Below are 25,414 nucleotides of genomic sequence, written 5' to 3'. Positions count from 1 at the left end.
TTGTCGATCAGCATCCGCTCGTAGTGCGGCACCGTCCAGTCGCCGCGGGTCGCGTAGCGGAAGAAGCCGCCGTCGACGTGGTCGCGCAGCTCCGACGCCGCCATCGCGTCGAGCGCACGGCGGGCGGCATCCGCCCCACCGGCGAGCGGATGCTGCAGGAATCGCAGCGTCGTCGCCATCGGGAACTTCGGCGCCCCACCGAACCCGCCGTGCCGGTGATCCTCGCGCTGCAGGATCGCGGCCGACGCCGTGGCGATCGCTGCCGCGTCGGGCAGTCCGCCCGCCCCCGCCGTCGCCGCCTGATGCAGCGCGTCGGCGACGGCATCCGCCGACTGGACCACCTCGGCTCGACGGTCGGTCCACGCCTCACTGACCGCGCTCAGCACGTCGCGGAACGACGGCATGCCCCCGCGCGCCTCGGGCGGGAAGTACGTGCCGGCGTAGAAGGTGCGACCGGCGGGCGTGGTGAACACGGTGAGCGGCCAGCCGAGGCTCCTGGTGAACGCCGAGGCCGCCGCCATGAAGGCCGTGTCGACGTCGGGATGCTCCTCACGGTCGATCTTCACCGCCACGAAGTGCTCGTTGATCTGCGCGGCGGTCACCTCATCGGCGAACGATTCGCGCGCCATCACGTGACACCAGTGGCAGGTCGAGTAGCCGATGGAGATCAGCAGCGGCACGTCGCGGCGGTGCGCCTCGGCGAACGCCTCCTCGCCCCACGGATGCCAGTCGACGGGGTTGTCGGCGTGCGCCCGCAGGTAGGGACTGAGCGTGTCGGCGAGCCGGTTGGTCATGCCCCCACGGTACGCCGAGACCCCCTGCCGCGGGCCGCGAGCGGACGGCAGGGGGTCTCAGAGGTGTGTCAGTTCAGGTCGTTCGGGTGCGTGCCGACGCGGCCCGAGCCGTCGAGCGGGTCGAGTCCGTCGATTGCGGCCATCTGGGCGTCGTCGAGGTCGAAGCCGAACACGTCGAGGTTCTCGCGCATGCGCTCGGGTCGCACCGACTTCGGGAACACGATGAAGCCCTTCTGCAGGTGCCAGCGCAGCACCACCTGCGCGGGCGTGCGTCCGGTCGACGACGCGGCGTCCGCGACGGCGGGGGTGCCGAACAGGTCGTACTTGCCCTGTCCCAGCGGGCCCCACGACTCGATGCGCACGCCGTGATCGGCGGCCCAGTCGGTGATCTCACGCTGCTGGTATGCCGGGTGCAGCTCGATCTGGTTGACCGCCGGAGTCACGCCGGTCTCGGCGACGAGGCGCTCGAGGTGCGGCACGAGGTGGTTCGAGACGCCGATCGAGCGGGCGAGGCCGCGCTCGCGGATGCCGATCATCTTCTCCCACGCGTGCACGTAGTTGTCGTTCGCGGGTGTCGGCCAGTGCACGAGGTACAGGTCGACGGCGTCGAGACCCAGCTTCTCGAGGCTCTCGTCGATGGCCCGGTCGGGCTCGTCGCCGTCGTGACGGTCGTTCCAGAGCTTGGTCGTGATGAAGAGCTCGTCCCGCGGGATGCCGCTCTTGGCGATGGCCGCGCCGACGCCCTCTTCGTTCTTGTAGATCGCCGCCGTGTCGATGTGCCGGTAGCCGGCCTCGAGCGCCTCGGAGACCGCCCGCTCGGCGTCGTCGGCGGGCACGAGGAAGACGCCGTAGCCGAGCTGGGGAATCGTGTTTCCGTCGTTCAGTTCCAGAGTGGGGATCGTCATCCCTCCAGCGTAGGGCCGCTCAGCGCGGCGGGCGTGAAACGACCGCCGTGAACCGCGCGAGCAGTGTCTCGAGCGGCCCGCGCCCGCGCACGATCGACCACAGGGACGCCGCGACGAGCAGCACGGCCGCGGACCACGCCCAGACGTCTAACGAGTCGAGGAAGACGCCGGGGCCGGCGATCAGCGCGTACGACAGCACATGCGCGCTGTACGCCGAGAGCGGCATGGATCCCAGTGCCGCGAACGGCAGCAGCAGCCAGCGCAGCGGCCCGCTGGCCAGCAGGCACAGCGCGATCACCGCCACGGCGAATCCTCCCGATCCGATGATCTCGGCCGTTCCGCCGGAGTGGGGTTCGACAGCGACCAGGGCGTGCAGCGCGCTGCCCAGCGGATCCTGTTCGGCGAGCTCGACGAGGTACGACCCCCACCCGGACGTCTCGAGCTCGGGCTCCGTCTCCGCCGTGCCGTCCTCGATCGGATAGCAGCTGATGTAGGCGTCGCCGTAGTCGTCGCAGACCGCACCCGTGAAGTCGATCTCCTCGGGGTCGACACCGAGGAGCGCCTCCGACCCGGTGACGCTCTCGCTGACGGACTCGCTGACGGACTCGCTGCTCGCCGCCGTGCCGCTCACCGTCGAATCCGCATCGGCGCCCGTCGCCCCGACGACACCCAGAGCCCCGATGCCGTATCCCACGGCGGCGAGCACCACCCCGACCACGAGCAGTCGCAGCCGATCGCCGACGCGGTCCAGCCGTGTGCGACCGATCGCCATCCCCGCGAACAGCAGCGAGAGCCAGACGGTCAGCGGATACGTGCCGAACAGCACGAGCCCCGCGCCCGGACCGTTCGCGTGGAAGGTCAGCGCCTGCAGCAACGCGAGCAGGGGTGGCCCGGCGACCGCGAGCGCGCCCGCTGCGACGAGCAGATGCGTGACCCGCCACCGCACGAACCCGGCCGCGACGATGTAGAGCGCGCCGTAGAAGGTGAGGATCACGGCGATGGGCGTGCCGAGCAGCTCGAGCACGAGTCCGATCGCGAAGATGGCGGCACCGCGGGTGACGAGGCCGAGTCTGATCGCGGGCAGCTCGGAGACGTCAGGAAACCGCGTGCGTCCGGTCATCAGGGCGATCGAGATGCCAGCCAGCACGGCGAAGAGGATCGCCGACCGCCCGTGCACCAGCGCACCCCACGTCGACGGGTCGAGCGGTGAGAGCTCAGGTGTGGTGAGCAGATGGGCCGCCATCATCCCGAGCACGGCCAGCGCGCGGGCGACGTCGAGCCCCATCAGCCGCGGCGGTCGCCCGAACTCCGTGAGCCAGGCGCGCAGCGCGGAGACCGGTCGTGGCGGGGCGATGTCGCCCTCGATCGTCGTCACCCGCCGAGTCTATGCACGCGCGCGACGGGCGCGCACACGCGGGGATACGATGGAGGGCTATGTCTTCGCCCGTGATCTCCTATCCGCCCGAGCTGCCGGTCAGCGCGGCGCGTGACGAGATCGCCGCGGCGATCCGCGACAACCAGGTGGTGATCGTCGCCGGCGCCACGGGGTCGGGCAAGACCACCCAGCTGCCGAAGATCTGCCTCGAGCTCGGCCGAGAGCGCATCGCGCACACGCAGCCGCGTCGTCTCGCCGCCCGAACGATCGCCGAGCGGGTCGCGGAGGAGCTGAACGTCGAGCTCGGGGACCTGGTGGGCTATAAGGTGCGCTTCACCGATCAGGTGTCGGATGCCACGCGCATCGCGCTGATGACCGACGGCATCCTGCTCAACGAGATCCACCGCGACCGGCTGCTGCGCCGGTACGACACGATCATCATCGACGAGGCGCACGAGCGCTCCCTCAACGTGGACTTCCTGCTCGGCTACCTGCGCCGGATCCTGCCCGAGCGTCCGGACCTGAAGGTGATCATCACCTCGGCGACCATCGACCCCGAGAGCTTCGCGGCGCATTTCGCCGCCCCCAGCGCGGACCCCGCCGTCGAGAGCATCCCGGCGCCGATCGTCGAGGTCTCCGGACGCACCTACCCCGTCGAGATCCGCTACCGGCCGCCCGTCGACGAGAGCGCGGCTGCGCAGCAGGCCGAGGGATCGAACGCCGAGCGACCCGACCGCGCAGGTTGCTCGGCGAGGGGTCGCCGCTCTGATCGCGCCGCGGAGCCCGACGACGAGGTCACCGCCATCGTCGCCGCCCTGCGCGAACTCGAGCGCGAGGCTCCCGGAGACGTGCTCGTCTTCCTTCCCGGCGAGGCGGAGATCCGCGATGCTGCGGATGCCGTGCGAGGCGCGTACCGATCGGGGGCCGCCCCCGTCGAGGTTCTGCCGCTGTACGGCCGGCTGTCGGCCGCGGAGCAGCACCGGGTGTTCGAGCCGTCGACGCTCGCCGGCGTCCGCCGGCGTGTGGTGCTCGCCACGAACGTCGCCGAGACGAGCCTCACCGTGCCGGGCATCAAATACGTGATCGACACGGGCACGGCGCGCATCTCGCGCTACAGCTCGCGATCGAAGGTGCAGCGCCTGCCCATCGAGGCCGTGTCGCAGGCATCCGCCAATCAGCGCTCCGGACGCGCCGGACGAACCAGCGACGGCATCGCGATCCGTCTCTACAGCGAGGACGACTTCGACCGGCGCCCCGAGTTCACCGAACCCGAGATCCTGCGGACCTCGCTCGCGTCGGTGGTGCTGCAGATGCTGTCGCTCGGCTTCGGCGACATCACCGAATTCCCCTTCCTCACTCCTCCCGACTCCCGGGGGGTGAAGGCGGCCCTGGATCTGCTCACCGAGATCGGCGCGGTCGATGCCGCCAGGGGCGAGCGGCCCCGGCTGACCCGGATCGGGCGCGAGATCTCGCGGATGCCGATGGATCCGCGCTTCGCGCGCATGCTCGTCGCCGCATCCGCGGACGGGGGCGCCGTGCTGGCGGATGTCATGGCGATCGTCGCCGGGCTGTCGATCCAGGACGTGCGCGAGCGCCCCAGTGCCGACGCTGCGCAGTCGGTGCGCGACGAGGCCGACCGCATGCACGCGCGGTTCGTCGATCCGACCAGCGACTTCCTCACCCTGCTCAACCTGTGGAACCACCTGCGCGAGCAGCAGAAGGCCCTCGGCTCCAGCGCCTTCCGGCGGATGTGCCGCACCGAGCACCTGAACTACGTGCGCGTGCGAGAGTGGTTCGATGTGCATCGGCAGCTGCGCACGCTCGTCAAGACGGGGTCGCGTACGGCTCCCGAGCGAGGCGCCGAGCGACCAGGCGAGGGCGCGGATGCCGTCCACCGGGCGATTCTGGCCGGCCTGCTCTCGCAGATCGGCATCCTCGACGAGCGGACGGCAGCCGGCAGCGCGAACAAGGCGAAGGGCGAGAAGGGCCGGCGCATCGCGGAGTACCGGGGCGCCCGCGGCATCCGGTTCTCGATCTTCCCCGGGTCGGGTCTGCGCAAGAAGTCCCCGCAGGCGGTGATGGCGGCCGAGATCGTGGAGACGTCGCGCACCTTCGCCCGCACGGTCGCCGCGATCGATCCGGCGTGGGCAGAGGCCCTCGCCGGCGATCTCGCCAAGCGGCAGGTCACCGAACCGCACTGGTCGAAGGACGCGGGAGCCGCCGTCGCCTACGAGAAGGTGACGCTGTTCGGCGTCGAGATCATCCCGAAGCGTCGGGTGCAGTTCGCGCGCATCGACCGCGCCGGCGCCCGCGAGCTGTTCCTGCGGCACGCACTCGTCGAGGGCGAATGGGACCCGCACCGCTCGGACAAGCGGGTGAGTGCGTTCTGGCGGGCCAACGCCGAGCTGCGCCGCCGGCTCGAGAAGCTCGAGGAGCGCGAGCGTCGCCGCGACATCCTCGCCGGCGACGAGTCGGTGTTCGCGTTCTACGACGAGCGCATCCCGCGCGAGGTGTTCGACGTGCGATCGTTCGAGAAGTGGTGGCGCGACGCGCTGCAGACCACGCCGAAGCTGCTCGTGATGCGTGAGAGCGACCTCGTCGACGACGACAGCAGGTCCGACCAGAGCGAGTTCCCCACCCGCTGGCAGCAGGACGACCAGGTGCTGGGACTCGCGTACCGCTTCGAACCCGGCGCCGACGACGACGGCGTGAGCGTGGTGGTGCCGCTCGCGCTGCTGCAGCAGATCCGCGACACCGGCTTCGACTGGCAGGTGTCCGGCCTTCGTGCCGAGCTGATCACCGCACTGCTGCGATCGCTGCCGAAGGCGATCCGCCGGCACGTCGTGCCCGCGGCCGACTGGGCCGAGAGGTTCGGAGAGCAGCTGGCGGCCGACGGCCCCGAGCACCACTCCGGCGTGCCGGCGCGCTCGCTCAAGGAGGCGCTGGCGACGCTCATCCAGCCGCTCGCCAATCAGCCGGTCTCCGCCGGCGACTTCGAGGATGCCCGCGTTCCCGGGCACCTGATGATGAACTTCAGGGCCGTCGATGAGAGAGGACGGGTCGTCGGATCCGACCGCCGGCTCACGGTGCTGCAGCAGCGGCTGTCCGACCGGTCGCGGCAGAGCGTGACCCGGTCGCTCAACCGGCCCGAGCAGGCCCGCACGCCTCGCCCTGGGCCTCTGAGCGCGTCGACGGGCGAGGCGTCCGCCCGCGGACCGATCGAGCAGGACGACCTGACCGACTGGACCTTCGGCGATCTTCCCGAGCGGCTCGACACGAAGGTCGCGGGCGGCACGGTGCGCGGCTACCCCGCGGTCGTCGACCGCGGCCGGTCGGTCTCGCTCCGGGTCGAGGCGACGGCGGATGCCGCGACGGATGCCATCCGCGACGGCGTGCTCCGCCTCGTTCTGCTGACCGTGCCGTCTCCCGCGTCGTATGTGCAGAACCACCTGACGGCGCCCGAGAAGCTCGCGCTCGCGGCCTCTCCCTACCCGAACGTCGCGAACCTCATCGAAGACGCCCGCACGGCGGTCGTGCGGGCCCTCATCGACGAGCGCGTGCCGGGCGGTGTGATCCGCACCGAGGCGGAGTTCCGTCGTGTGCGCGACGAGGTGAACGCCCAGCTCGTCGATCGTCTCTTCGCGTGCGTGTCGCTCGTCGCGAAGCTCCTGACGAAGAGCCGCGACGTCGAGCGCGGCATCAAGTCGCAGAACTCGCTCGCGCTGCTCGGTCCGCTGAACGACATCCGCTCGCAGCTGAGCGGTCTGATCCGCTCCGGGTTCATCGCGGCCACGGGCGTCGAGCGGCTGGCGCACCTGCCCCGGTACCTGGATGGGATGCTCGAGCGGCTGAAGACCCTCGCGAACGAGCCGGGCAGGGACCGCGCGCGGATGACCGAGTACGAGCGGGTCGCGACGGCGTTCGCTGACGCGGGCGGCAGCATCCCCCTCGACCCGGGAGCACCGGCAAACCTCGTCGAGGCGCGCTGGCTGCTCGAGGAGTACCGGATCAGCGTCTTCGCGCAGCGGCTGGGCACCGCACAGCCGGTCTCGCCGCAGCGCATTCTGAAGGTCCTGAGCAGCTCGAGCGGGTCCTGACGAGTCCGGGTAGCGTGGGCGGCATGGCTCACGCAATCGTCTATTCCGAGATCGGCACCCCCGACGTCCTGCGGCTGACCGAGATCCCGGATCCGGTCGCCGGCCCCGGCGAGGTCGTGGTGCGCATCGAGGCGGCCGGGGTGAATCCGCTGGATGCCAAGCTGCGCCGTGGCGCACGCCCCTCCCCGCCCATCGTCGAGCCGCGTCGCGTGGGCTTCGACGGTGCCGGCGTCGTGGCGAGCCTCGGGGAGGGCGTCACCGGATTCGCGATCGGCGATCGCGTCGTCATCGACAATGTGCTGGGTACCTACGCCAGCGCACTCGCCGTGCCGGTGTCGAAGGTGTTCCGCCTCTCCGACGGCGTCACGATGGCGGAGGGCGCGAGCCTGGGAATCCCCGTGGGCACGGCGTATCAGTGCCTGCGGTCGCTCGGCGTCGCGAAGGGCGACACGCTGCTGGTGCACGCCGGGTCGGGCGCGGTCGGCCAGGCCGCCGTGCAGTTCGCGGTGCTCTGGGGCGCGCGGGTGATCGCCACGGCCAGCCCCGGCCGCTTCGATCAGCTGCGCTCGCTCGGCGCCGAACCGGTCGCCTACGGAGAGGGGCTGACCGAGCGTGTGCGCGAGCTCGCCCCCGAGGGGGTCACCGTCGCGCTCGACTGCGCCGGCACCGACGAGGCGATCCAGACCTCCCTCGCCCTCGTCGACGACCGCGAGCGCATCGCGACGATCGTCCGCGGTCCGGATGCGGCCGATTTCGGCATCCGCGCCTTCTCCGGTGGCAGCCCCGTCCCGCTCACCGACGAGGAGCAGAGCTGGCGGCAGGACGCGATCCCGCTGACGATCAACCTCATCGAAGCCGGCGACTTCCAGGTCGAGCTGGGCCCCGAGCTCCCGCTCGCCGACGCCGCCAGAGCGCACGAGCTGATCGAGCGGCACGCGGCGAACGGCAAGATCGTCCTCGTTCCCTGATCAAGCACGATGCCAGGCACGCGCGCCGGGCAGGTCGCAACAGTTCGACACACGAGGGGCGTCCGCGCGGCGCCGCAGAGCATCATGAGCACATGACTTCCCCGTGTAGCGCGACTCCGCAGGGCTTCGCGACCGCCCAGGTGCAGGCCGGGTACCAGCCCACCGGCGTGGTCAGCGCCGTGCCGCCGATCCACCAGACCGCTGCCTACGAGTTCGCATCGCTGGCCGAGGCCGCCGACCTGTTCGCCCTGCGCCGTCCCGGCATCATCTACAGCCGCAACGCCAACCCGACGCAGCAGATCCTCGAGGAGCGGGTCGCGCTGCTGGAGGGCGGGGCGAGCGCGGTGGCCGTCGCGTCGGGGCAGGCCGCGGTCGCGGTCACCATCCTCGCGCTCGTGCACCGCGGCGGGCACGTGGTCGCCGCCGACCAGCTGTACGGCGGCACCATCGATCTGCTGCAGGAGACGCTCGACGACTTCGGCATCTCGGTCACCTTCGTCGACCAGGACGACATCGCCGCGTGGCGGGATGCCGTCACACCGCGCACCCGCCTGCTGTTCGCCGAGTCCGTGGCCAATCCGATCGCCCAGGTGCTCGACATCCGTGCGGTCGCCGACGTGGCGCACGCGGCCGGGGTGCCCCTCGTCATCGACAACACGGTCGGCACCCCGCACCTGGTGCGCCCGGGCGAGCACGGCGCGGACTTCGTCGTGCACTCGGCCACGAAGTTCCTCTCCGGTCACGGCAGCTCGCTGGGCGGTGTGGTGGTCGACCAGGGCACCTTCGACTTCGGCGCCGAGCCCGCACGGTGGCCGCAGTTCACCGCGCCGTACACCCGCTTCGGCGACCTGATCCTGTGGGATCGGTTCGGCAGCGGCCAGGCCTTCGCGGCACTCGTGAAGTCGAAGTACGTGCACGACCTCGGCCCGTCCCTGTCTCCGTTCAACGCGTGGCAGATCCTGCAGGGCATCGAGACGCTCGACCTGCGGGTCTCCCGGCAGTCGGCGACAGCGCGTCTGATCGCCGAGCATCTGGCCGGGCATCCGGCGGTCGCCCGCGTGCACCACCCTGCGCTCGCCGACAACCCGTGGCACGGCGCCGCAGCACGCTACCTGCCGAACGGCGCGCCCTCGGTGTTCTCGTTCGACATCGTGGGCGCCGAGGACGACGGGTCGTTCGACCGCGTCGCCGCGGTCGTCGACGAGCTGCGGGTGTTCCGGCTCGTCGCCAACATCGGCGATGCCCGCAGCATGGTGGCGCACCCGGCGTCGATGACCCACTCGCACCTGACCGCCGATCAGCGAACGGCGGCCGGCATCTCGGTGAACACCGTCCGGGTCTCGGCAGGCCTCGAAGACCCGGCCGACCTCATCGCCGATCTCGACCGGGTGCTCGCGCCGCTGCTCGAGGACGCGCTGGTGGCAGCCCGCTGACCTGAGAGCCTCCTGGCCCTGGATGTCGCTCGCCCCGATACGCTGATGCCATGACCGGACTTCGATGGGGCATCCTCGCCACCGGCGGCATCGCCGCAGCCTTCACCTCCGACCTGCGCACCGCAGGCCTCGACGTCGTCGCGGTGGGCTCACGCACTCAGGAGTCAGCCGACGAGTTCGCCGCGCGCTTCGACATCCCCCGCGCGCACGGCTCGTACGTCGACCTCGCCGAAGACCCCGAGGTCGACATCATCTACGTCGCGACCCCGCACCCGATGCACCACGAGGATGCCCGTCTGGCGCTGCAGAACGGCAAGCACGTGCTGGTCGAGAAGGCGTTCACCGTCAACCGCGCCGAGGCCGATGACCTCCGCTCGCTCGCCGCGGGGAAGGGCCTGCTCGCCATGGAGGCGATGTGGACCAGATATCTGCCGCACATGGTGCGGCTGCGCGAGGTCATCGCCTCGGGCACGCTCGGCGAGATCCGCTCGGTGTCCGCGGACCACACCCAGAGCCTTCCCACCGACCCCGCGCACCGCATCAACGCCCTCTCGCTCGGCGGCGGTGCGCTGCTCGACCTCGGGATCTACCCGATCTCGTTCATCTGGGACGTGCTGGGCGCGCCGACGCAGATCACCGCGGTCGGGCGCCTGCTGGACACGGGGGCGGATGCCGAGGTCGCCACGATCATGACCCACGCCGGCGGGGCGATCTCGACCTCGCTCTCCTCGTCGCGCACCGTCGGGCCGAACACGGCCGCCGTGCTCGGCACCGAGGCTCGCATCGAGATCGATCGGGTCTGGTACACGCCGACGTCTTTCCGTGTGATCGCCGCCGACGGCACCGTGCTCGAGGAGTACGAGTCGCACGTCGAGGGCCGCGGCATGCAGTACCAGGCGCTGGCTGCCGAGGCGGCTGTCGCCTCAGGCGACACCGCCGGCGCTCGACTCGCGCTGCCGACCGCGGAGTCGGTCGAGATCATGGGCGCCCTCGATGAGATCCGTCGCCAGATCGGCGTCGTCTACCCGAGCGAGAGCTGACATGGCAGAGACCACGGGCCGCGTGGCGGTCTACCTCGACTTCGACAACATCGTCATCTCCTGGTACGACCGGGTGCACGGGCGCAACGCCTACGGCAAGGATCGCCAGCGCATCACCGACAACCCGAACGACGCCGAGGTCGCCGAGCGCCTCAAGCAGGCGACGATCGAGGTCGGAGCGATCATCGACTACGCCTCATCCTTCGGCACGCTCGTGCTCACCAGGGCGTACGCCGACTGGTCGTCTCCGGTGAACGCCGAGTACCGCTCGCAGCTGGTCGCTCGTGCGGTCGATCTCGTGCAGCTGTTCCCCGCAGCGGCGTACGCGAAGAACGGTGCTGACATCCGCCTCGCGGTCGATGCCGTGGAAGACATGTTCCGGCTGCCGGATCTCACGCACGTGGTGATCGTCGCCGGCGACAGCGACTACGTACCGCTGGCGCAGCGCTGCAAGCGGCTGGGCCGGTATGTGATCGGCGTGGGGGTCGCCGGGTCCACGGCCAAGTCGCTGGCCGCGGCCTGCGACGAGTTCGAGTCGTACGACTCGCTTCCCGGTGTCGTGCGCCCCACGGCGGATGCTCCGGCCGAGGTGTCCGCGAAGGACAAGCCCGAGCCGAAGAGCACCACCCGAAGCCGTCGCACCCGCACCGCCGCTCCCAAGCAGGACGACCAGTCCGAGGCGACCTCGCTTCTCGTGCGAGCGCTGCGTCTCGGCCACGACAAGACCGACTCCGATGAATGGCTGCACGCCTCGGCCGTGAAGACGCAGATGCGCCGGATGGACCCCTCGTTCAGCGAGAAGGCGCTCGGATACCGGTCGTTCAACGACTTCCTGCGCTCGCGCGACGACGTCGCCGCTCTGGAGGAGAGCGGACACGAGCGTCTGGTGCGCCTGCAGGAGGCCTGACCGGCGGCGGGGCGGCGCGGCCCCGTGCGCGTCGTCCACCGTGCGAGGGCTCAGTCCTCGCTGACGCTGTCGCCGCGTTCCTGCTTGCGCTTCTCGATCTCCTGACGCAGCCGCCATTCCTCGATCTCACGATCGAGGTCGGCGATCTGCTGCTCGGTCGATCGGGTGTCGACCGGCGGTGCGCTCACCACCGGCGAAGCGGGCGCCGTCCGGTGCCGTGCGGGACGCCCGAGCCGGATGCCGCCCTCGGGGTACTCGCGACCGATCGCGAACCAGAGCGCGCTGCCCAGCAGCGGCAGCAGCACGACGAGCAGCAGCCAGACGAGCTTCGGCAGGAACCGCACCTGGCTGTCGTCGCGACGGATGATGTCGACGAGCGCGAACACCATCAACGCGATGGTGATCAGGGTGAACAGGAACGGCATGATCTCAGATTAGACGACCGGTGAGACGGTGTCGCCGTCACTCCACGCCGGTCGCGATCGGCAGTCCCGGTGTGTTCGACCACGCGCTCCACGAGCCGGGATACACGCTCACCTCGCGGGCCGCTATGGACCCCGCGAGCGCGAGCTGCGCCGCGGTGATGCCCGAGCCGCAGTAGGCGGCGATCGGTGTGCCCTCCGCCGCTCCGACGGCGTCGAATGCGGCGGCGATGTCGGTCGTCGCCCGGAACCTGCCGTCCTCGGTGAGCACGCGGGCGATCGGGAGGTTCTTCGCACCGGGGATGTGACCTGCGACCGGGTCGATCGGCTCGACCTCGCCGCGGTAGCGCTCGGCGGCGCGTGCGTCGAGCAGCACCCCGGCATCCGGCCAGCTCGCCGCGGAGCGCGTGTCGATGACACCGGCATCACCGGGCGCGAGGAGGTCGACGTCCCCCTCGGCAGCCGTGGTCTCGCCCGTCTCGACCGCTCCGCCCGCCGCAAGCCATGCACGCCAGCCGCCGTCGAGCACCCGCACCTCGATCCCTGCGCGCCGCAGCGCCCACCAGGCGCGTGACGCCGGCAGCATCCGGTCGTCGTCGTAGACCACGACGGGCACGCCCTGACGGAGTCCCCACCGGCGCGCGGCGCCGGCGAGCGCCGCGTCGTCGGGCAGCGGGTGACGACCTTCATGCGGTTCGCCATGGCGGGTGAGGTCGCGCTCGACATCGACGAACACCGCGCCGGGGATGTGGCCGGCGACGTACTGCGCGTGTCCGTCGCTGCGACCCAGCGACCAGCGGACATCGAGCAGGTGGAACGCGCCGAGCCGGTCATGCAGGTCGGCGGCGGAGATCAGCGGATGCACGGGTGGGTCCTCGTCAGGGAACGATGTGGCCGCCGACGCGGAACAGCTCGTACCATTCGGGACGGGTCAGCTCGATGTCGGCGCCCGCCGCCGCATCCGCCACCCGCCGCGGTGTGGTCGTGCCGAGCACGACCTGCATGTTCGCCGGGTGGCGGGTGATCCACGCCGTGGCGATCGCCGTCGGCGTGACGTCGTACTTCGCTGCGAGGCGGTCGATGACGGCGTTGAGCTCGGCGTAGGCGGGGTTGCCGAGGAACACGCCGTCGAAGAATCCGGCCTGATACGGCGACCAGGCCTGCACGGTGATGCCGTTGATGCGGCAGTATTCGACGATGCCGCCCCCGTCGAGGACGACGCTCTGCTTCTCCCCCGTCATGTTGGCCGCGATCCCCTGGGCGATGATCGGCGAGTGCGTGATCGACAGCTGCAGCTGGTTCGCCACGAGCGGCTGCTCGACCGCGGTGCGCAGCAGGTCGATCTGGCGGGGGGTGTGGTTCGAGACTCCGAACGCGCGCACCTTCCCGGCCGCCTCCAGCTCGTCGAACGCACGGGCGACCTCGTCGGGTTCCACCAGGGCGTCCGGGCGATGCAGCAGCAGCACATCGATGTAGTCGGTCTGCAGCGCCGAGAGCGACCCCTCGACCTGGGTCATGATGTGCGCATACGAGAAATCGAACATCTGCTGCGACGGCACGATGCCGCACTTGGTCTGCAGCACGATCTCCTCGCGCTCGGCGGCGCTCAGCTGCAGCGCAGCCGCGAAACGGTCCTCGCAGACGTGCATGGCGCCGCCGTAGATGTCTGCGTGATCGAAGAAGTCGATCCCCGCCGATCGGGCGGTGTCGTACAGCTCGCGCACCTCGGCATCCGTCTTCTCGGGGATGCGCATCATCCCGGCGATCACCGCGGGTGCGGTGCGGGTTCCGAACGGGATGGTCTTCATCGTTCCTCCTGAGGTCGCTGACCACGCTACCGGCAGGCGGCCGCCACGTCATCGACCGCGTCGAGATGCGGTCGCGGCGCTAACGTTGCTTGCATGAGCGCACCGATCGACCCCACCTCCACGTCCGCCTGGGCTGAGCTGTCGGCCATCCGGGATTCGTTCTCGCCCGACCTGCGCGGCTGGTTCGCGCCGGATGCGACGCGCGTCGAGCGCCTGTCGCTGCCGCTCGCGGATCTGCACGTCGACCTGTCGAAGAACCTCGTGACCGACGAGATCGTCGGCGCGCTGGTGCGGCTGGCGGAGCAGACCGGGGTCGCGGAGCGCTACGCCGCGATGCTCGAGGGAGCGCACATCAACACCACGGAGGATCGTGCGGTGCTGCACACGGCCCTGCGTCGGCCGGAGGGCGCGTCGCCCGAGCTCGTCGTCGACGGGCAGGACGTGGATGCCGACGTGCAGGACGTGCTGGCATCGCTGTCGGCGTTCGCCGACCGGGTGCGCTCGGGCGATTGGCTGGGCACCACCGGCAAGAAGGTCACGCACGTCGTGAACATCGGCATCGGCGGGTCCGACCTCGGGCCGGTGATGGTCTACGAGGCGCTCAAGCCCTACGCCGACGCCGGTATCGAGGCGCGCTTCGTGTCGAACATCGACCCGACCGACATCGCGCAGAAGACCGCGGATCTCGACCCCGAGACCACTCTGTTCATCGTCGCGTCGAAGACGTTCACCACGCTCGAGACCCTGACCAACGCCCGCCTCGCGCGCGAATGGCTGTGGGCGGGCCTTTCGGCTGCGGGTGCGATGGACGACGACGACGCGAGCCGAAAGGGAGCCGTCGCGCACCACTTCGTCGCCGTCTCGACCGCGCTCGACAAGGTCGAGGCGTTCGGCATCGACCCGAAGAACGCCTTCGGCTTCTGGGACTGGGTGGGCGGTCGCTACTCGGTCGACTCGGCGATCGGACTGTCGCTCGCCGTGGTCTTCGGCCCGCACGCGTTCCGTGAGCTGCTCGCGGGCTTCCACGCCGTCGACGAGCACGTCCGCACGACCCCGCTCACGCAGAACGTGCCCGTGCTGATGGGTCTGTTCAACATCTGGTACACGAACTTCCTCAACGCGCAGACCCACGCCGTGCTGCCGTACGCCCAGCAGCTGAGCCGCTTCGCCGCGTATCTGCAGCAGCTGACCATGGAATCGAACGGCAAGTCGGTGCGCTGGGACGGCACACCCGTCACGACCGACACCGGCGAGGTGTTCTGGGGCGAGCCGGGTACCAACGGTCAGCACGCCTTCTACCAGCTGATCCACCAGGGCACGAGACTGATCCCCGCCGACTTCATCGCCTTCGTCAACCCCGCCTATCCGCTCGCCGATGACGGGCGCGACGTGCACGGGCTCTTCCTCGCGAACTTCCTTGCGCAGACCAAGGCGCTCGCGTTCGGCAAGACCGCCGAGGAGGTCGAGGCGGAGGGCACGACAGGCGCTCTCGTCGCCGCGCGCACGTTCGGCGGCAACCGTCCGACCACGTCGATCTTCGCGCCGTCGCTGACGCCCGCGGTTCTCGGTCAGCTGATCGCGCTGTACGAGCACATCACCTTCACCCAGGGCGTGATCTGGGGCATCAACTCCTTCGACCAGTGGGGCGTCGAGCTCGGCAAGCAGCTCGCGCTTCAGATCGCTCCCGCGCTCGAGGGCGATGCGGATGCGCTCGCCGCGCAGGACCCATCCACCAAGGCGCTGCTCGCGTACTACCAGGCCAACCGGAAGCACTGAGTCACCCGCGGTCGTCGTCTCCTCGCGCCAGCCGCTCGAGGAAACGTGCGACGACGTCGCGCTCGCCCGGCGTGAGCTCGGCGACCGCGGCGAACCGGTCGGCGTGCACCCTGCCGACGCTGTCGCGCACCTGCTCGTGCGTGTCGGGGGTGATGCTCACCGTCACCGCGCGCCGATCCGTCGGGTGCGGGGTGCGGGTGACGTGCCCCGCCCTGGCGAGGCGGTCGAGCATCTTCGTCGTCGAGCTCGTCGAGATGCGCAGATGATCGGCGAGCATGCCTGCGGTCACCAGGACGCCGTTGTTGAGCGATGCGACGAGGAAGCGCAGTGCTTCCATGTCGGTCTCGTTGAGCTTCATCTCGGTGCGCGATTGCCAGCTGATGCGCTGCTCGGTCTCCCGCCAGCGGCGCAGAGCCGACAGCACGCGCACGACCTGGTCGATCTCGCTGTCGGACAGGCCCTCGACGCTGACCAGCTGCTGGCCGGGGTCGATCACGCGCGGATCGATCATGGCGCTTGCGCGCGCGGCAGCACCTTCCCTGCGCGAGTTCATGCGCACAGCATATCGGTGCGGCTGCAAGCAAGCCAGGCTATTTGCATGCTCGGCTAGGTAAACCGTGGCATTCTTGCTCGGTGATCATCGCACCGCACAAGTGGCTCAGCCTCGTCTTCATCAGCGTCGCCGTGTCGCTGATCATCGTCGATTCCACGATCGTCAACGTCGCCATCCCGTCGATCGTCGACGAGCTCGCGATCAGCTCGACGCAGGTGCAGTGGGTGCAGGAGAGCTACACGCTCGTGTTCGCCGCACTGCTGCTGGTCTTCGGCACGCTCTCCGACCGGTATGGACGCCGACTGATGCTCCTGGTCGGCATCGCCGTCTTCGTCGTCGCCTCTGTGCTCATCGCCCTCGCGCCCACGGGTGATCTCCTGATCGGCGCACGGGTGATTCAGGGAGTCGGCGGCGCCATGGTGCTCCCGACGACGCTGTCGCTCATCAACGCGGGCTTCCGCGGGCGCGAACGCGGCATCGCCTTCGCGGTGTGGGGGTCGACGATCGGCGGCATGGTCGCCCTCGGCCCGCTCCTGGGCGGCTGGTTGACCACCTACTTCTCATGGCGGTGGGCGTTCGGGATCAACATCCCCCTCGGTCTGATCGTCGCCGTGGGCGTGCTCCTCACCGTCGCGGAATCGCGCGATGCTCACGACGGCCGCCGCATCGACGTGGTCGGCGCCGTGCTGTCGGTGCTCGCCAGCGCCGGACTCGTGTTCGGCCTCATCGAGGGCCGCACCTACGGGTGGTGGCTCAGCGAAGGCGAGCGTCGGCTGACGATCGGCGACTGGACCTGGCCGTTCGGCCTCTCCCCCGTTCCGGTGTCGTTCGCCGTCGCGGCGCTCTCGACGGCGCTGTTCATCTGGTGGGGTGTCCGGCGCGCCCGCCGAGGGCAGCCGACGCTGCTCGCGCTGTCGCTGTTCGCGATCCCGTCCTTCCGCAACGGCAACATCGCGGCGCTCATCGTCTCGCTCGGAGAGTTCGGCATCGTGCTGTCGCTGCCGCTGTGGCTGCAGAACGTCGTGGGCTACGACGCCCTGCAGACGGGTTTCGTCCTGCTCGCTCTCGCCGGCGGCTCGTTCGCGGCGAGCGGATTCTCTGCGGCCGTCAGCTCCCGGGTCACTCCGATCATGCTCGTGCGTGCCGGCATCGCGGCCGAGATCGTCGGCGTCGCAGGCCTTGGGCTGGCGATCAGCGCGACGGCGTCGTGGCTGCAGGTGGTGCCCTTCCTCTTCCTCTACGGCATCGGGCTGGGCCTGGCCACCGCGCAGCTGACCGGCGTCGTGCTGAAGGACGTGCCGGTGAGCTTCAGCGGCCAGGGCTCGGGCACGCAGAGCACCGCGAGGCAGATCGGATCGGCGCTGGGAATCGCGGTGCTCGGAACCGTCCTGTTCACGTCGACCGGCGCAGCCCTCGACACACGCCTCGCAGACATCCCGACCCTCCCCGACTCCGCGCGGACGCAGATCGTCGATGCCGTCGTCACGAGTGCGGGCGGCGCGATCCCCGCCCTCGCCGCGCGCGACGCCGCCGTCGGCGCCGCCGCGCGCGAGGCGTTCAGCGACGGCACGCGGGCCTCGGCCTTCGCGGCGGCGGGGTTCCTCGCCCTCGGGCTGATCGCGACCCTGCGCCTGGGGTCCGGCTCACGGCGCGACGACGAGAGATCGGATGCCGAGGCCGGGCCCGACCTGGCCGAGACGCAGGACGTCTAGCTCATCCCCGTGCGGTACGAAAGCCCCTCCCGCGCCTCGCGGATGGCTGGTTTGGTGCCTCTCATGGACCAGAAGCTCACCGCACTTCTCATCAACTGCACCCTCAAGCCCTCCCCTGCCGGATCGAGCACAGAGGTGCTCGGCGAGCAGGTGCTCGACGCTCTCGCCGAGCACGGCGTGACCGCCGACCGCATCCGCGCGGTCGACCACGACATCCGCCCCGGGGTGCAGGCCGACATGGGCGACGGCGATCAGTGGCCGTCGCTGCGAGAGCGGGTGCTCGCCGCCGATATCCTCGTGTTCGCCACGCCGACCTGGATGGGGCAGCACTCCAGCGTCGCGCAGCGGGTGCTCGAGCGGCTGGATGCCGAGCTGAGCGAGACCGATGAGCAGGGCCGGCCGACCCTGTTCGACAAGGTCGCGCTCGCGGTCGTGGTCGGCAACGAGGACGGCGCGCACCACATCGCCGCCATCGTCTTCCAATCGCTCAACGACGTGGGCTTCACCATCCCCGCACAGGGCTCGATCTACTGGAACGGCGAGGCGATGGGATCGACGGATTACAAGGATCTGCCCGAGACGCCTGAGAAGGTCGCCCAGACCATCACGACGGCCGCGGCGAACGCCGCGCACCTCGCTCGTGCCCTGAAGGCGTCCGCGTACCCGAAGGCCTGACCCCGACTGCTCGTCCGCCGCGCCACGGGGCCGCACGGCACGTTCCGGGGGCACGTTCCGGGGGCCGACACTCCAGATGTCGGACGCTTCTCCATGATGCGTCCGACATCTGGAGTGTCGGCCCCCGATTCGTCGCACGTCCACGCCCGCGAAGCGCGGGTTGCGACAGCGCCTCAGGCGCGGCGGAAGCTCGTGGCTGCGGGGCAGTCGAACGGATCGGCGCCGGCTGCGAGACCGACCCGGTTCAGGTACTCGATCACGATCGCGTAGGAACGGCCGAGGCTGGTCTCCGTGTACGGCACGTTGTTCGACGCGCAGTAGTCGCGGACGATCGCGCGGGCCTTCGACAGGTGCGGACGCGGCATGCTCGGGAACAGGTGGTGCTCGACCTGGTAGTTGAGACCGCCCATGAGCGCCGTGGCCCACCATCCGCCGCGGATGTTGCGCGAGGTGCGCACCTGCTTCGAGAAGAAGTCCAGGCGGGCGTGGGGATCGATGATGGGCATGCCCTTGTGGTTCGGTGCGAACGAGGCGCCCATGTAGACGCCGAACACAGCCAGCTGCACACCCATGAACGCGAACGCCATGCCGAGCGGCAGCATCGTGAACACGGGGATCAGGATGATCGCGAAACGGAGGGCGATGATGCCGAGCTCTGTCCAGCGTCCCTTGACATTCTTCTTGGTGAAGAGGTGCTTCAGTCCGATGTAGTGGAGGTTCAGACCCTCGAGGGTGAGCAGCGGGAAGAACAGCCAGCCCTGCTTGCGGGTGATCAGACGCACCAGGCCGCGCGATTTCGCGGCGTCCTCCTCGAGGAACGAGATGGTGTCGACCTCGATGTCGGGATCCTTGCCGACCTGGTTGGGGTTGCCGTGGTGCTTCGTGTGCTTCGAGTCCCACCACGAGTAGCTCATGCCGATGCTGCCCGCGAGGATGCGCGCGAGCTTGAAGTTCGCCGGTCCCGAGGTCAGGATCTGCCGGTGAGCCGCCTCGTGCGAGAGGAAGGCGATCTGCGTGAAGATAATGCCGAGCGCCGCGGCGATCAGCAGCTGGAACCAGCTGTCGCCGAGCAGGATGAAGCCGGTGACGGCTCCGCCCAGCGCCAGCGCGATGCCGGCGGCGACGAAGATGTAGAACCACGAGGTGCGCTGCAGCAGCCCGGTCTCGCGGACCACCTGCGACACCTGCTTGTACGCGTGTGCCATCGGAGGGAACTCCGCGGTGCCGGAATACGTCTGCCGAATCGGTCCGAGAGTCGCTGCTGCGGTGTCGACGTCGGTGTCGATGTGCGTGGAAGTCATGATGCTCTCCTGCCGATCGGATGCCCTTGAGCTATGTAGCCAAGGGCGGATGCCGATCGCTGGTGCCAACGCTACGCGGGGCTGTATGCAGGGGAAGGCATGTGTCGGACGACGCAGGCGGCGGCTGTCGTCGCGCACAGAACCGCGGAGAGGGACCGACGCCGAACTGCATCCGTCCCTCTCGCCTCGCTGAAGCGGTTACGAGCTGATGACCGGAGCCCAGGCTCCGATGCCCACCTCCGCGAGCTCGCCGCCGGAAGTGAAGCGCTCCAGCCGGAAGGCATCAAGCACCGGGGACGGCTTTCCAGTAACGATCTCCTCTGCAAGCAGTTCGCCCAGGATGAGCCCGAGCGTTGCACCCGAATGCGTGAACAGTGTGAACAGGTTTGCGATCGGCGACACCGGTCCGACAACGGGCTCACCGTCGCCCGGAATCGGCTTGAGGCCGGCTGCGACTCGCTCGGCGACCAGCGCGGGATGGCCCGCGAGCACACGAGAGCCCTCCTCCAGCAGCCCGCGCACCGACTCATCCGGCACCGTGAGCGACCCATCCGGCTCGACGACGACCGACTTCTCGGCCCAGTCCGCATCGAGCACGAGGCGTCCATCCGGCATGGGACGCACGGCCACTCGCGGAGTGTTCAGCACGGTCTTCACCCGAGGCTCGACCGGTTGCGTGACGACGACGAAAGCAGCGGGAGTGGCGTCCGGTACCGTAACGCCGAGCGCCGCGAGCTGAGCAGGCACATCGCCGCCGGTCGCCAGTACCACTCGGTCGGCCGCGAGTCCGGTGCCATCGCCGAGCGTGACGCCGACAGCGGCACCGTCCCGCACGTCGACCCGCACGTCTCCCGCGTTCTCGATGACCTCCGCGCCGTCGGCCGACGCCTCGCTGAGGAGAGCGTCGATGAGATCCGGAAGGTTCACCCAGCCTTCACCCCTGTTGAAGATCGCTCCCTCGTCAGATACCGCATCCGCATCCACGTCGGGGGTGAGCGCGGCCACCTGCTCGCGGTCGAGCCACAGCGAGTCGTAACCGCCCGCTCGCTCGTAGTCGAACGTGTCACGGAAGCTCTCGTCTTCCCCGCCCCACTTCAGTGCGCCGTCGAAGCGCAGGTACGAAGCGCTGTCCGGATGCCGTTCACGCCAGGTGCGGTACCGATCGAGGCCAATCAGGCGCAGGTACCGGTACTCCGTCGAGCGAGCGCCCGACGAGTTCAGCCAGGCGATCGAGCGGCCGGACGCGCCGTCCGCGGGCTTACCCGACGTGACGAGAGTCACGCGGGCGCCGCTGCGCGCGAGGTGGGCTGCCGTGGACGTGCCGAGGATACCGGCACCGATCACGACGACGTGGAGAGGTTGCGAGTTGGTCATCTTTGTTCTTGGTGACCTTCCGCAGCTGGTAGTTCAGCGACTCGATCGCGTTGGTCGTGTAGATCACCCGCCGAACCTCGGGCGGGAACGCCAAGAACGGCGTGAACCGCTCCCAGGCGTCGGCGAACACCGCCGCCGCGTGCGGGTTCGCCTGACCCAGCGGGGACGCCTTGAACGCCTCCAGCTCGCGTTCGGCGGCGTCCGCGTTCGGGGCCTGGTAGATCGGCTTCAACGCCGCGGCGACGGCCTTGCGCTGCCCGTAGCCGACGAACCGCATCGCATTGCGGATGAGATGGACCACGCAGGTCTGGACCATCGATTCGGGCCAGGTCGCCTCGATCGCCTCGGGGAACCCGGTGAGCCCGTCGCAGCAGACGATCAGGACGTCGCGGAGCCCGCGGTTGGCGAGCTCCGCGCAGACCCCCGCCCAGAACCTCGCGCCCTCGGTGGCCTGGATCCAGATGCCCAGCACGTGCTTGATCCCGTCCATGTCGACGCCGACGGCGATGTGCGCGGCCTTGTTGCGGACGTGCCCGCCGTCGCGGACCTTCACGATCAGAGCGTCGAGGTAGATCACCGGGTAGAACGCCTCCAATCCAACGGGCGCTGCTGCCAGGCCAGGACCTCGTCGGCGATCTCGTCGACGATGTTCGAGATCGTCTCGTGCGACAGCTCGGTGCCGACCGTCGAGGCCAGGTGATGCTCGATGTCGCGGACGGTCATCCCGCCGGCGTAGAGCGAGACGATCATCTCGTCCAGCTGCGACAACCGCCGCGACCCGGTCGGAACCAGCCGGGGCGTGAACGACCCATCCCGATCCCGCGGGATCCGCAACTCGACATCACCGACGCTCGTGCCGACCGTCTTCGGGAACGACCCGTTGCGGGAGTTCGGGAACACGTGCGCCTCGGGGTCACCCTTCTCGTAGCCGACGTGATCGGTCAGCTCCGCCTGGAGCCCCCGCTCCAGGCCTCGCTTGATCAGCTGCTGAATGAACCCACCGTCGCCGTCGAGCTGGACCTCACCCGCGTCGATCCGCGCGAACAGGTCATCGAAGACGCCCGCTTCCTCGAGGCGCTTCGCGCCTTCTTCCTGAACCTTGCGGCGCGCTTCGCGCGCCTGCTTGTCGATCGCCAATGTGGTGCTTCCTTCCGTAAGGAGACCCACCCCTTACACACACCATTTGACAGGCTCGGTGTGGCTGTTCCCTCCCTGCCATTGCCTTTCGGCACATGCCGAGAAAAGGGGCCAGGAATGAATGTGCAAGGCCGAAGAGTCAAAAAATCTCCTCCCCCACTCCAGGGGAAGGAGATCGACTATCGGGGAGAATTTTTGCGTGCCTTGCGCAGAAGGGAATGGTCCCGCACAATCAAGCAGCCGAAAGGCAATCCGCAGGATTGCCCAACCAGCACTGCCACCGCGTCAGCGGTGACCGCCCGACTATCGGCGAAGAAATCGCGACAGCGTCAGCCGTGGCTCATGGCGTGCAACCGTCATGATCGGCTGGCATTGCACGGCCTCAGGAAAGCTATCCGAGCTTAGAGCAGCACGCGCCGTCACGGAGCTCCGCCGTGTCTTGGGGTGGGACTCCCGTACCTGTCTTCACGAATAGCCGATCCGAGAACGGTCGGCGCGGACGTGAAGGCGGTGGTCTGGGTGGCCCGGATGAGACGTTCCCCCGCGGAGGCGCAGGCGGCGCGTGAAGCCAAGCTCGAGCTGATGGCGGAGAAGCTGCAGGCGGCGGTCGAAGGGCTCACGACCGGTGAGGACTGGAAGCGTGCGATCGAGTTCGCAGCCCGGTTCCGGGCAAAGAGTTTCCGGAATACCCTGTTGATTTTCGCTCAGCATGCTGAGGCATATGAGCAGGGGAGGGTCTCGGAGCCGGTGCCGACGTATGTGGCGGGCTTCAAGCAGTGGCAGCAGTTGGATCGGTCGGTCGCGGGACAGTCCGGCTACATGATCTACGCCCCGGTGATGGGGCGTTTCGCGTCCAAGAACCCGTCCGATCCGATGTCGTGGCGTCGCCTGGCGCAACGAGAGAAGCCGGCGGCGGGCGAGGTGGTCCGCTCGAAGATGGTGAACGTGAAGCCTGCCTACGTGTGGGACGTGTCGCAGACGACGGGAGCGGAGATCCCGGAACGGCCAATGCCGCGGCTGCTGGAAGGGGAGGCGCCGGCGGGACTCTGGACGGGGCTTGCCGGCCAGGTGACGGCAGAGCGCTTCACCCTGGCGGACGCCGCTGGAGCGTCGGCGATCATGGGCGCAAACGGGATGACCGACTACGGGAGCCGCGTCGTCACCGTCCGGGCCGACATGGACGACGCGGCCCGCGTGAAGACCCTCGCCCACGAGCTGGGGCATGTACGCATGCACGACCCTGCCGAGTCGGTCACCCATCATCGGGGCATCCGGGAGGTGGAGGCGGAGTCGGTGGCGATGATGATCGGCGCAGCGCACGGCATGGACACCAGCGACTACACGATCCCCTACGTCGCGTCCTGGGCATCATCGGTGGCTGACAAGGAACCGGTCGACGTGGTCCGCGAGACCGGCGAGCGGGTGCGTCGCGTCGCACTGGATATCCTCGACAAGCTGCCCGACACGGGCATCGGCGACGGCTACCCGCCCGGGCTTGACCGCTCCGGTCCGGACGCGGAACGCGAGACGACAACGGAGCGGACGGCGGAGCTGGGCGCGGCGGCGCCCATGCGGTCGACGGCGAGCGTCGACGTGGCCGTGCCGGCGTTGTGACGGTGCCTGTGAGCGGGCCGGGTCAGCGCCGGGTGGGCGCATGGGTGGTGGGCGCGTCGATCGTGGGCACGGTGCTGCTAGGCGTCGGTGCGTTCTGGTTGTCGTTCACCGCGCTCGCGGATCTCGCGGCGCAGGCCGGCACTCCCGAGGGGCTGGCGTGGGTGTGGCCGTTGATCGTCGATGGGGTGATCGTGATCGCGACGATGTCGGTGGTCGCCCTCTCCCCGTACGGGCGGGTGGCGACCCGGTATCCGTGGCTGCTGCTTGGCGGGGCGGCGCTGGTGTCGGTGGCGGCGAACATCACGCATGCTCTGGTCGCCGCCGATAACACAGTGCCGGAGATGTTGGCTGCGCTGGTCGCATCGGTGCCACCGATCGTACTGCTTGCGGCCACGCACTTGACCGTGGAGCTGGGCCGCTACCGCCGCGCCGTGCCGACCGTCCGTGAGGATGCCGATGTCGCCCCGGCCACGACCCTGGTGCAGGAAGGAAGGTCAGAGCGTACGCCGGTTCGAGCGTTGGCGTCCGGAACAGTGAGCACAGCAGTCACAGCGGAAGACACGCGCGCAGCATCATCTACGCCGATCCGGGCGCCCACGGATACGGGCGGGACCGAAGAGGCGATCCGATTGAGTAAGCAGGGTCTGTCGAACCGACAGATCGCGCTCGAGCTCGGTGTCCATCCGACGACCATCGGACGGTGGCTGAAATCAGTCGGGAAGCGGTCCGAGACCACAGTCGAGAAGGAGGAATCATGAACACGGGTGACGACGAGCGGTACATCCCGCTGAAGCAGGATGGCAGGGATGCGGTAGTGACTGTGGCGTCGGGACGAACGGCGGAGCCGGAGCATGTGGAGACGGCGCAAATGGATTCGGACGCGCTGGCTCGCTTGTCGGACCCGGCGTTGGCGGCGCGTCGAGAGCGCATCGCCGCTCAGGTGAAGGACCGTTCGCGGCTGACGTGGATGCCCGCATCGGAACTGATGCGACACAGCAGCCAACGTGCCGCGGACGCGATCAGTCACGGGCAGGCCAGACTGCACCGGGCTGTGCGGGACACCACGGTAGCCGGTACAAGGAAGGTGGCGCAGGCCATCGGCGAGCGGGTACGAGGGTTGGGCACGCCGCGCCCCGTCATCGGGCGACCGCAGCAGAGCCAACCTTTGGTGAGTCGTCAGAGCATCTGAGCGGCACCGCGTCGGAGACCGACGCCTTGTGCACTGCGCAGCGAAGAGCCGGTCGGTAGTGTGCGCTTAAACGCGATGAACGGAGCCGTGATCGCCGGCGCAGCCACGATCATCGCCGTCGACGTGGCGGACAACAAGCTCGAGAAGGCCAAGCTATTCTGTGCCACGCACACCATCAATTCGACCACCACCGATCCGGGGGTCGTCGAAGTACACCGGATCACCGAACGCGGTGCGGATGGCGCGTTCAATTTCGTCAGAATCCCGCCGTCACCCAGCAGGTCCTGGACATAGTTCGCCCGAGTGAAGGCCTATGCTGTACCGGCATCCGGGA

21 protein-coding genes and 1 pseudogene are annotated in these 25,414 nt (G+C 69.3%); 12 read left to right on the top strand and 10 right to left on the bottom strand.

Annotated elements, in window-relative coordinates; genetic code table 11:
- The 3 genes from BFN01_RS10665 to BFN01_RS10655 all read right to left on the bottom strand — a co-directional run.
- Positions 1-794: thioredoxin domain-containing protein (locus tag BFN01_RS10665; protein ID WP_143187218.1), on the bottom strand; the 794-nt coding region annotated here is incomplete at its 3' end.
- A 68-nt stretch (positions 795-862) separates the two neighbouring features.
- Positions 863-1,699, bottom strand: coding sequence for an aldo/keto reductase (locus BFN01_RS10660; RefSeq protein ID WP_071644216.1), 837 nt, complete (start codon positions 1,697-1,699; stop codon positions 863-865).
- 19 nt (positions 1,700-1,718) lie between these two features.
- Entirely contained in the window at positions 1,719-3,074 is a 1,356-nt protein-coding gene (locus BFN01_RS10655; RefSeq protein ID WP_071644214.1) for a heparan-alpha-glucosaminide N-acetyltransferase domain-containing protein, read from the bottom strand.
- Between the two features lie 59 nt (positions 3,075-3,133).
- Here BFN01_RS10655 and hrpA point away from each other — a divergent pair, with 59 nt between their 5' ends.
- The 5 genes from hrpA to BFN01_RS10630 all read left to right on the top strand — a co-directional run bounded on the left by hrpA (position 3,134) and on the right by BFN01_RS10630 (position 11,519).
- Positions 3,134-7,171, top strand: a complete 4,038-nt coding sequence (gene hrpA / locus BFN01_RS10650; RefSeq protein WP_371261023.1) for an ATP-dependent RNA helicase HrpA — start codon at positions 3,134-3,136, stop codon at positions 7,169-7,171.
- A gap of 23 nt (positions 7,172-7,194) precedes the next feature.
- On the top strand, positions 7,195-8,139 hold the full coding sequence (locus BFN01_RS10645; protein ID WP_071644230.1) for an NADP-dependent oxidoreductase: 945 nt from the start codon (positions 7,195-7,197) through the stop codon (positions 8,137-8,139).
- A gap of 92 nt (positions 8,140-8,231) precedes the next feature.
- The gene (locus tag BFN01_RS10640; RefSeq protein WP_071644210.1) at positions 8,232-9,572 is read left to right on the top strand and encodes an O-acetylhomoserine aminocarboxypropyltransferase/cysteine synthase family protein; all 1,341 of its coding nucleotides are present in this window, start codon (positions 8,232-8,234) and stop codon (positions 9,570-9,572) included.
- 50 nt (positions 9,573-9,622) lie between these two features.
- On the top strand, positions 9,623-10,612 hold the full coding sequence (locus BFN01_RS10635; RefSeq protein WP_071644208.1) for a Gfo/Idh/MocA family protein: 990 nt from the start codon (positions 9,623-9,625) through the stop codon (positions 10,610-10,612).
- Position 10,613: 1 nt separating this feature from the next.
- Complete coding sequence (locus tag BFN01_RS10630) at positions 10,614-11,519, top strand: NYN domain-containing protein (RefSeq protein WP_071644206.1); 906 nt, start codon at positions 10,614-10,616, stop codon at positions 11,517-11,519.
- A gap of 50 nt (positions 11,520-11,569) precedes the next feature.
- Here BFN01_RS10630 and BFN01_RS10625 read toward each other — a convergent pair whose 3' ends face one another.
- The 3 genes from BFN01_RS10625 to BFN01_RS10615 are packed head-to-tail and all read right to left on the bottom strand — an operon-like array spanning position 11,570 to position 13,749.
- Positions 11,570-11,944, bottom strand: a complete 375-nt coding sequence (locus BFN01_RS10625; RefSeq protein ID WP_071644204.1) for a PLDc N-terminal domain-containing protein — start codon at positions 11,942-11,944, stop codon at positions 11,570-11,572.
- A 37-nt stretch (positions 11,945-11,981) separates the two neighbouring features.
- A complete protein-coding gene (locus tag BFN01_RS10620; protein ID WP_071644202.1) occupies positions 11,982-12,806 on the bottom strand; it encodes a sulfurtransferase in 825 nt (274 codons plus the stop codon).
- Positions 12,807-12,819: 13 nt separating this feature from the next.
- Positions 12,820-13,749: an aldo/keto reductase family oxidoreductase gene (locus tag BFN01_RS10615; protein ID WP_071644200.1), complete on the bottom strand. Its 930-nt coding sequence runs from the start codon at positions 13,747-13,749 to the stop codon at positions 12,820-12,822.
- Between the two features lie 93 nt (positions 13,750-13,842).
- On the opposite strand from BFN01_RS10615, the gene pgi reads away from it, so the two are divergent.
- Positions 13,843-15,525: a glucose-6-phosphate isomerase gene (pgi, locus tag BFN01_RS10610; RefSeq protein WP_071644198.1), complete on the top strand. Its 1,683-nt coding sequence runs from the start codon at positions 13,843-13,845 to the stop codon at positions 15,523-15,525.
- 1 nt (position 15,526) lies between these two features.
- Here pgi and BFN01_RS10605 read toward each other — a convergent pair whose 3' ends face one another.
- Positions 15,527-16,078: a MarR family winged helix-turn-helix transcriptional regulator gene (locus BFN01_RS10605; protein ID WP_071644228.1), complete on the bottom strand. Its 552-nt coding sequence runs from the start codon at positions 16,076-16,078 to the stop codon at positions 15,527-15,529.
- 83 nt (positions 16,079-16,161) lie between these two features.
- Here BFN01_RS10605 and BFN01_RS10600 point away from each other — a divergent pair, with 83 nt between their 5' ends.
- Together BFN01_RS10600 and BFN01_RS10595 are read left to right on the top strand one after the other, a co-directional pair.
- Complete coding sequence (locus tag BFN01_RS10600) at positions 16,162-17,790, top strand: MFS transporter (RefSeq protein WP_083428776.1); 1,629 nt, start codon at positions 16,162-16,164, stop codon at positions 17,788-17,790.
- A 63-nt stretch (positions 17,791-17,853) separates the two neighbouring features.
- Positions 17,854-18,465, top strand: coding sequence for a flavodoxin family protein (locus BFN01_RS10595; RefSeq protein ID WP_071644194.1), 612 nt, complete (start codon positions 17,854-17,856; stop codon positions 18,463-18,465).
- Positions 18,466-18,638: 173 nt separating this feature from the next.
- Here the strand turns inward: BFN01_RS10595 and BFN01_RS10590 are convergent, their stop codons facing one another.
- The 3 genes and pseudogenes from BFN01_RS10590 to BFN01_RS10580 all read right to left on the bottom strand — a co-directional run.
- Complete coding sequence (locus BFN01_RS10590; RefSeq protein ID WP_071644193.1) at positions 18,639-19,766, bottom strand: acyl-CoA desaturase; 1,128 nt, start codon at positions 19,764-19,766, stop codon at positions 18,639-18,641.
- Positions 19,767-19,964: 198 nt separating this feature from the next.
- On the bottom strand, positions 19,965-21,140 hold the full coding sequence (locus BFN01_RS10585; RefSeq protein WP_071644192.1) for an FAD-binding oxidoreductase: 1,176 nt from the start codon (positions 21,138-21,140) through the stop codon (positions 19,965-19,967).
- 1 nt (position 21,141) lies between these two features.
- Positions 21,142-22,271, bottom strand: a pseudogene (locus BFN01_RS10580) (IS256 family transposase); the annotation flags it as partial.
- Positions 22,272-22,805: 534 nt separating this feature from the next.
- Here BFN01_RS10580 and BFN01_RS10575 point away from each other — a divergent pair.
- The 4 genes from BFN01_RS10575 to BFN01_RS10560 all read left to right on the top strand — a co-directional run bounded on the left by BFN01_RS10575 (position 22,806) and on the right by BFN01_RS10560 (position 25,374).
- Positions 22,806-23,891, top strand: a complete 1,086-nt coding sequence (locus BFN01_RS10575) for an ImmA/IrrE family metallo-endopeptidase (RefSeq protein WP_071644226.1) — start codon at positions 22,806-22,808, stop codon at positions 23,889-23,891.
- 32 nt (positions 23,892-23,923) lie between these two features.
- Complete coding sequence (locus tag BFN01_RS10570) at positions 23,924-24,649, top strand: DUF2637 domain-containing protein (RefSeq protein ID WP_256221124.1); 726 nt, start codon at positions 23,924-23,926, stop codon at positions 24,647-24,649.
- Positions 24,646-25,080: a hypothetical protein gene (locus BFN01_RS10565; protein WP_071644189.1), complete on the top strand. Its 435-nt coding sequence runs from the start codon at positions 24,646-24,648 to the stop codon at positions 25,078-25,080. Before BFN01_RS10570 ends, BFN01_RS10565 begins: the two co-directional genes overlap by 4 nt.
- A gap of 75 nt (positions 25,081-25,155) precedes the next feature.
- Complete coding sequence (locus BFN01_RS10560; protein ID WP_071644186.1) at positions 25,156-25,374, top strand: zinc-binding dehydrogenase; 219 nt, start codon at positions 25,156-25,158, stop codon at positions 25,372-25,374.
- The last annotated feature ends 40 nt before the right edge of the window (positions 25,375-25,414 follow it).

It is taken from the genome of Microbacterium sp. AR7-10 (assembly GCF_001878835.1).
GTDB lineage: Bacteria > Actinomycetota > Actinomycetes > Actinomycetales > Microbacteriaceae > Microbacterium > Microbacterium commune.
The sequence above is the reverse complement of the archived record's forward strand: the minus strand, read 5'-3'. Positions and strand labels throughout refer to the sequence as shown.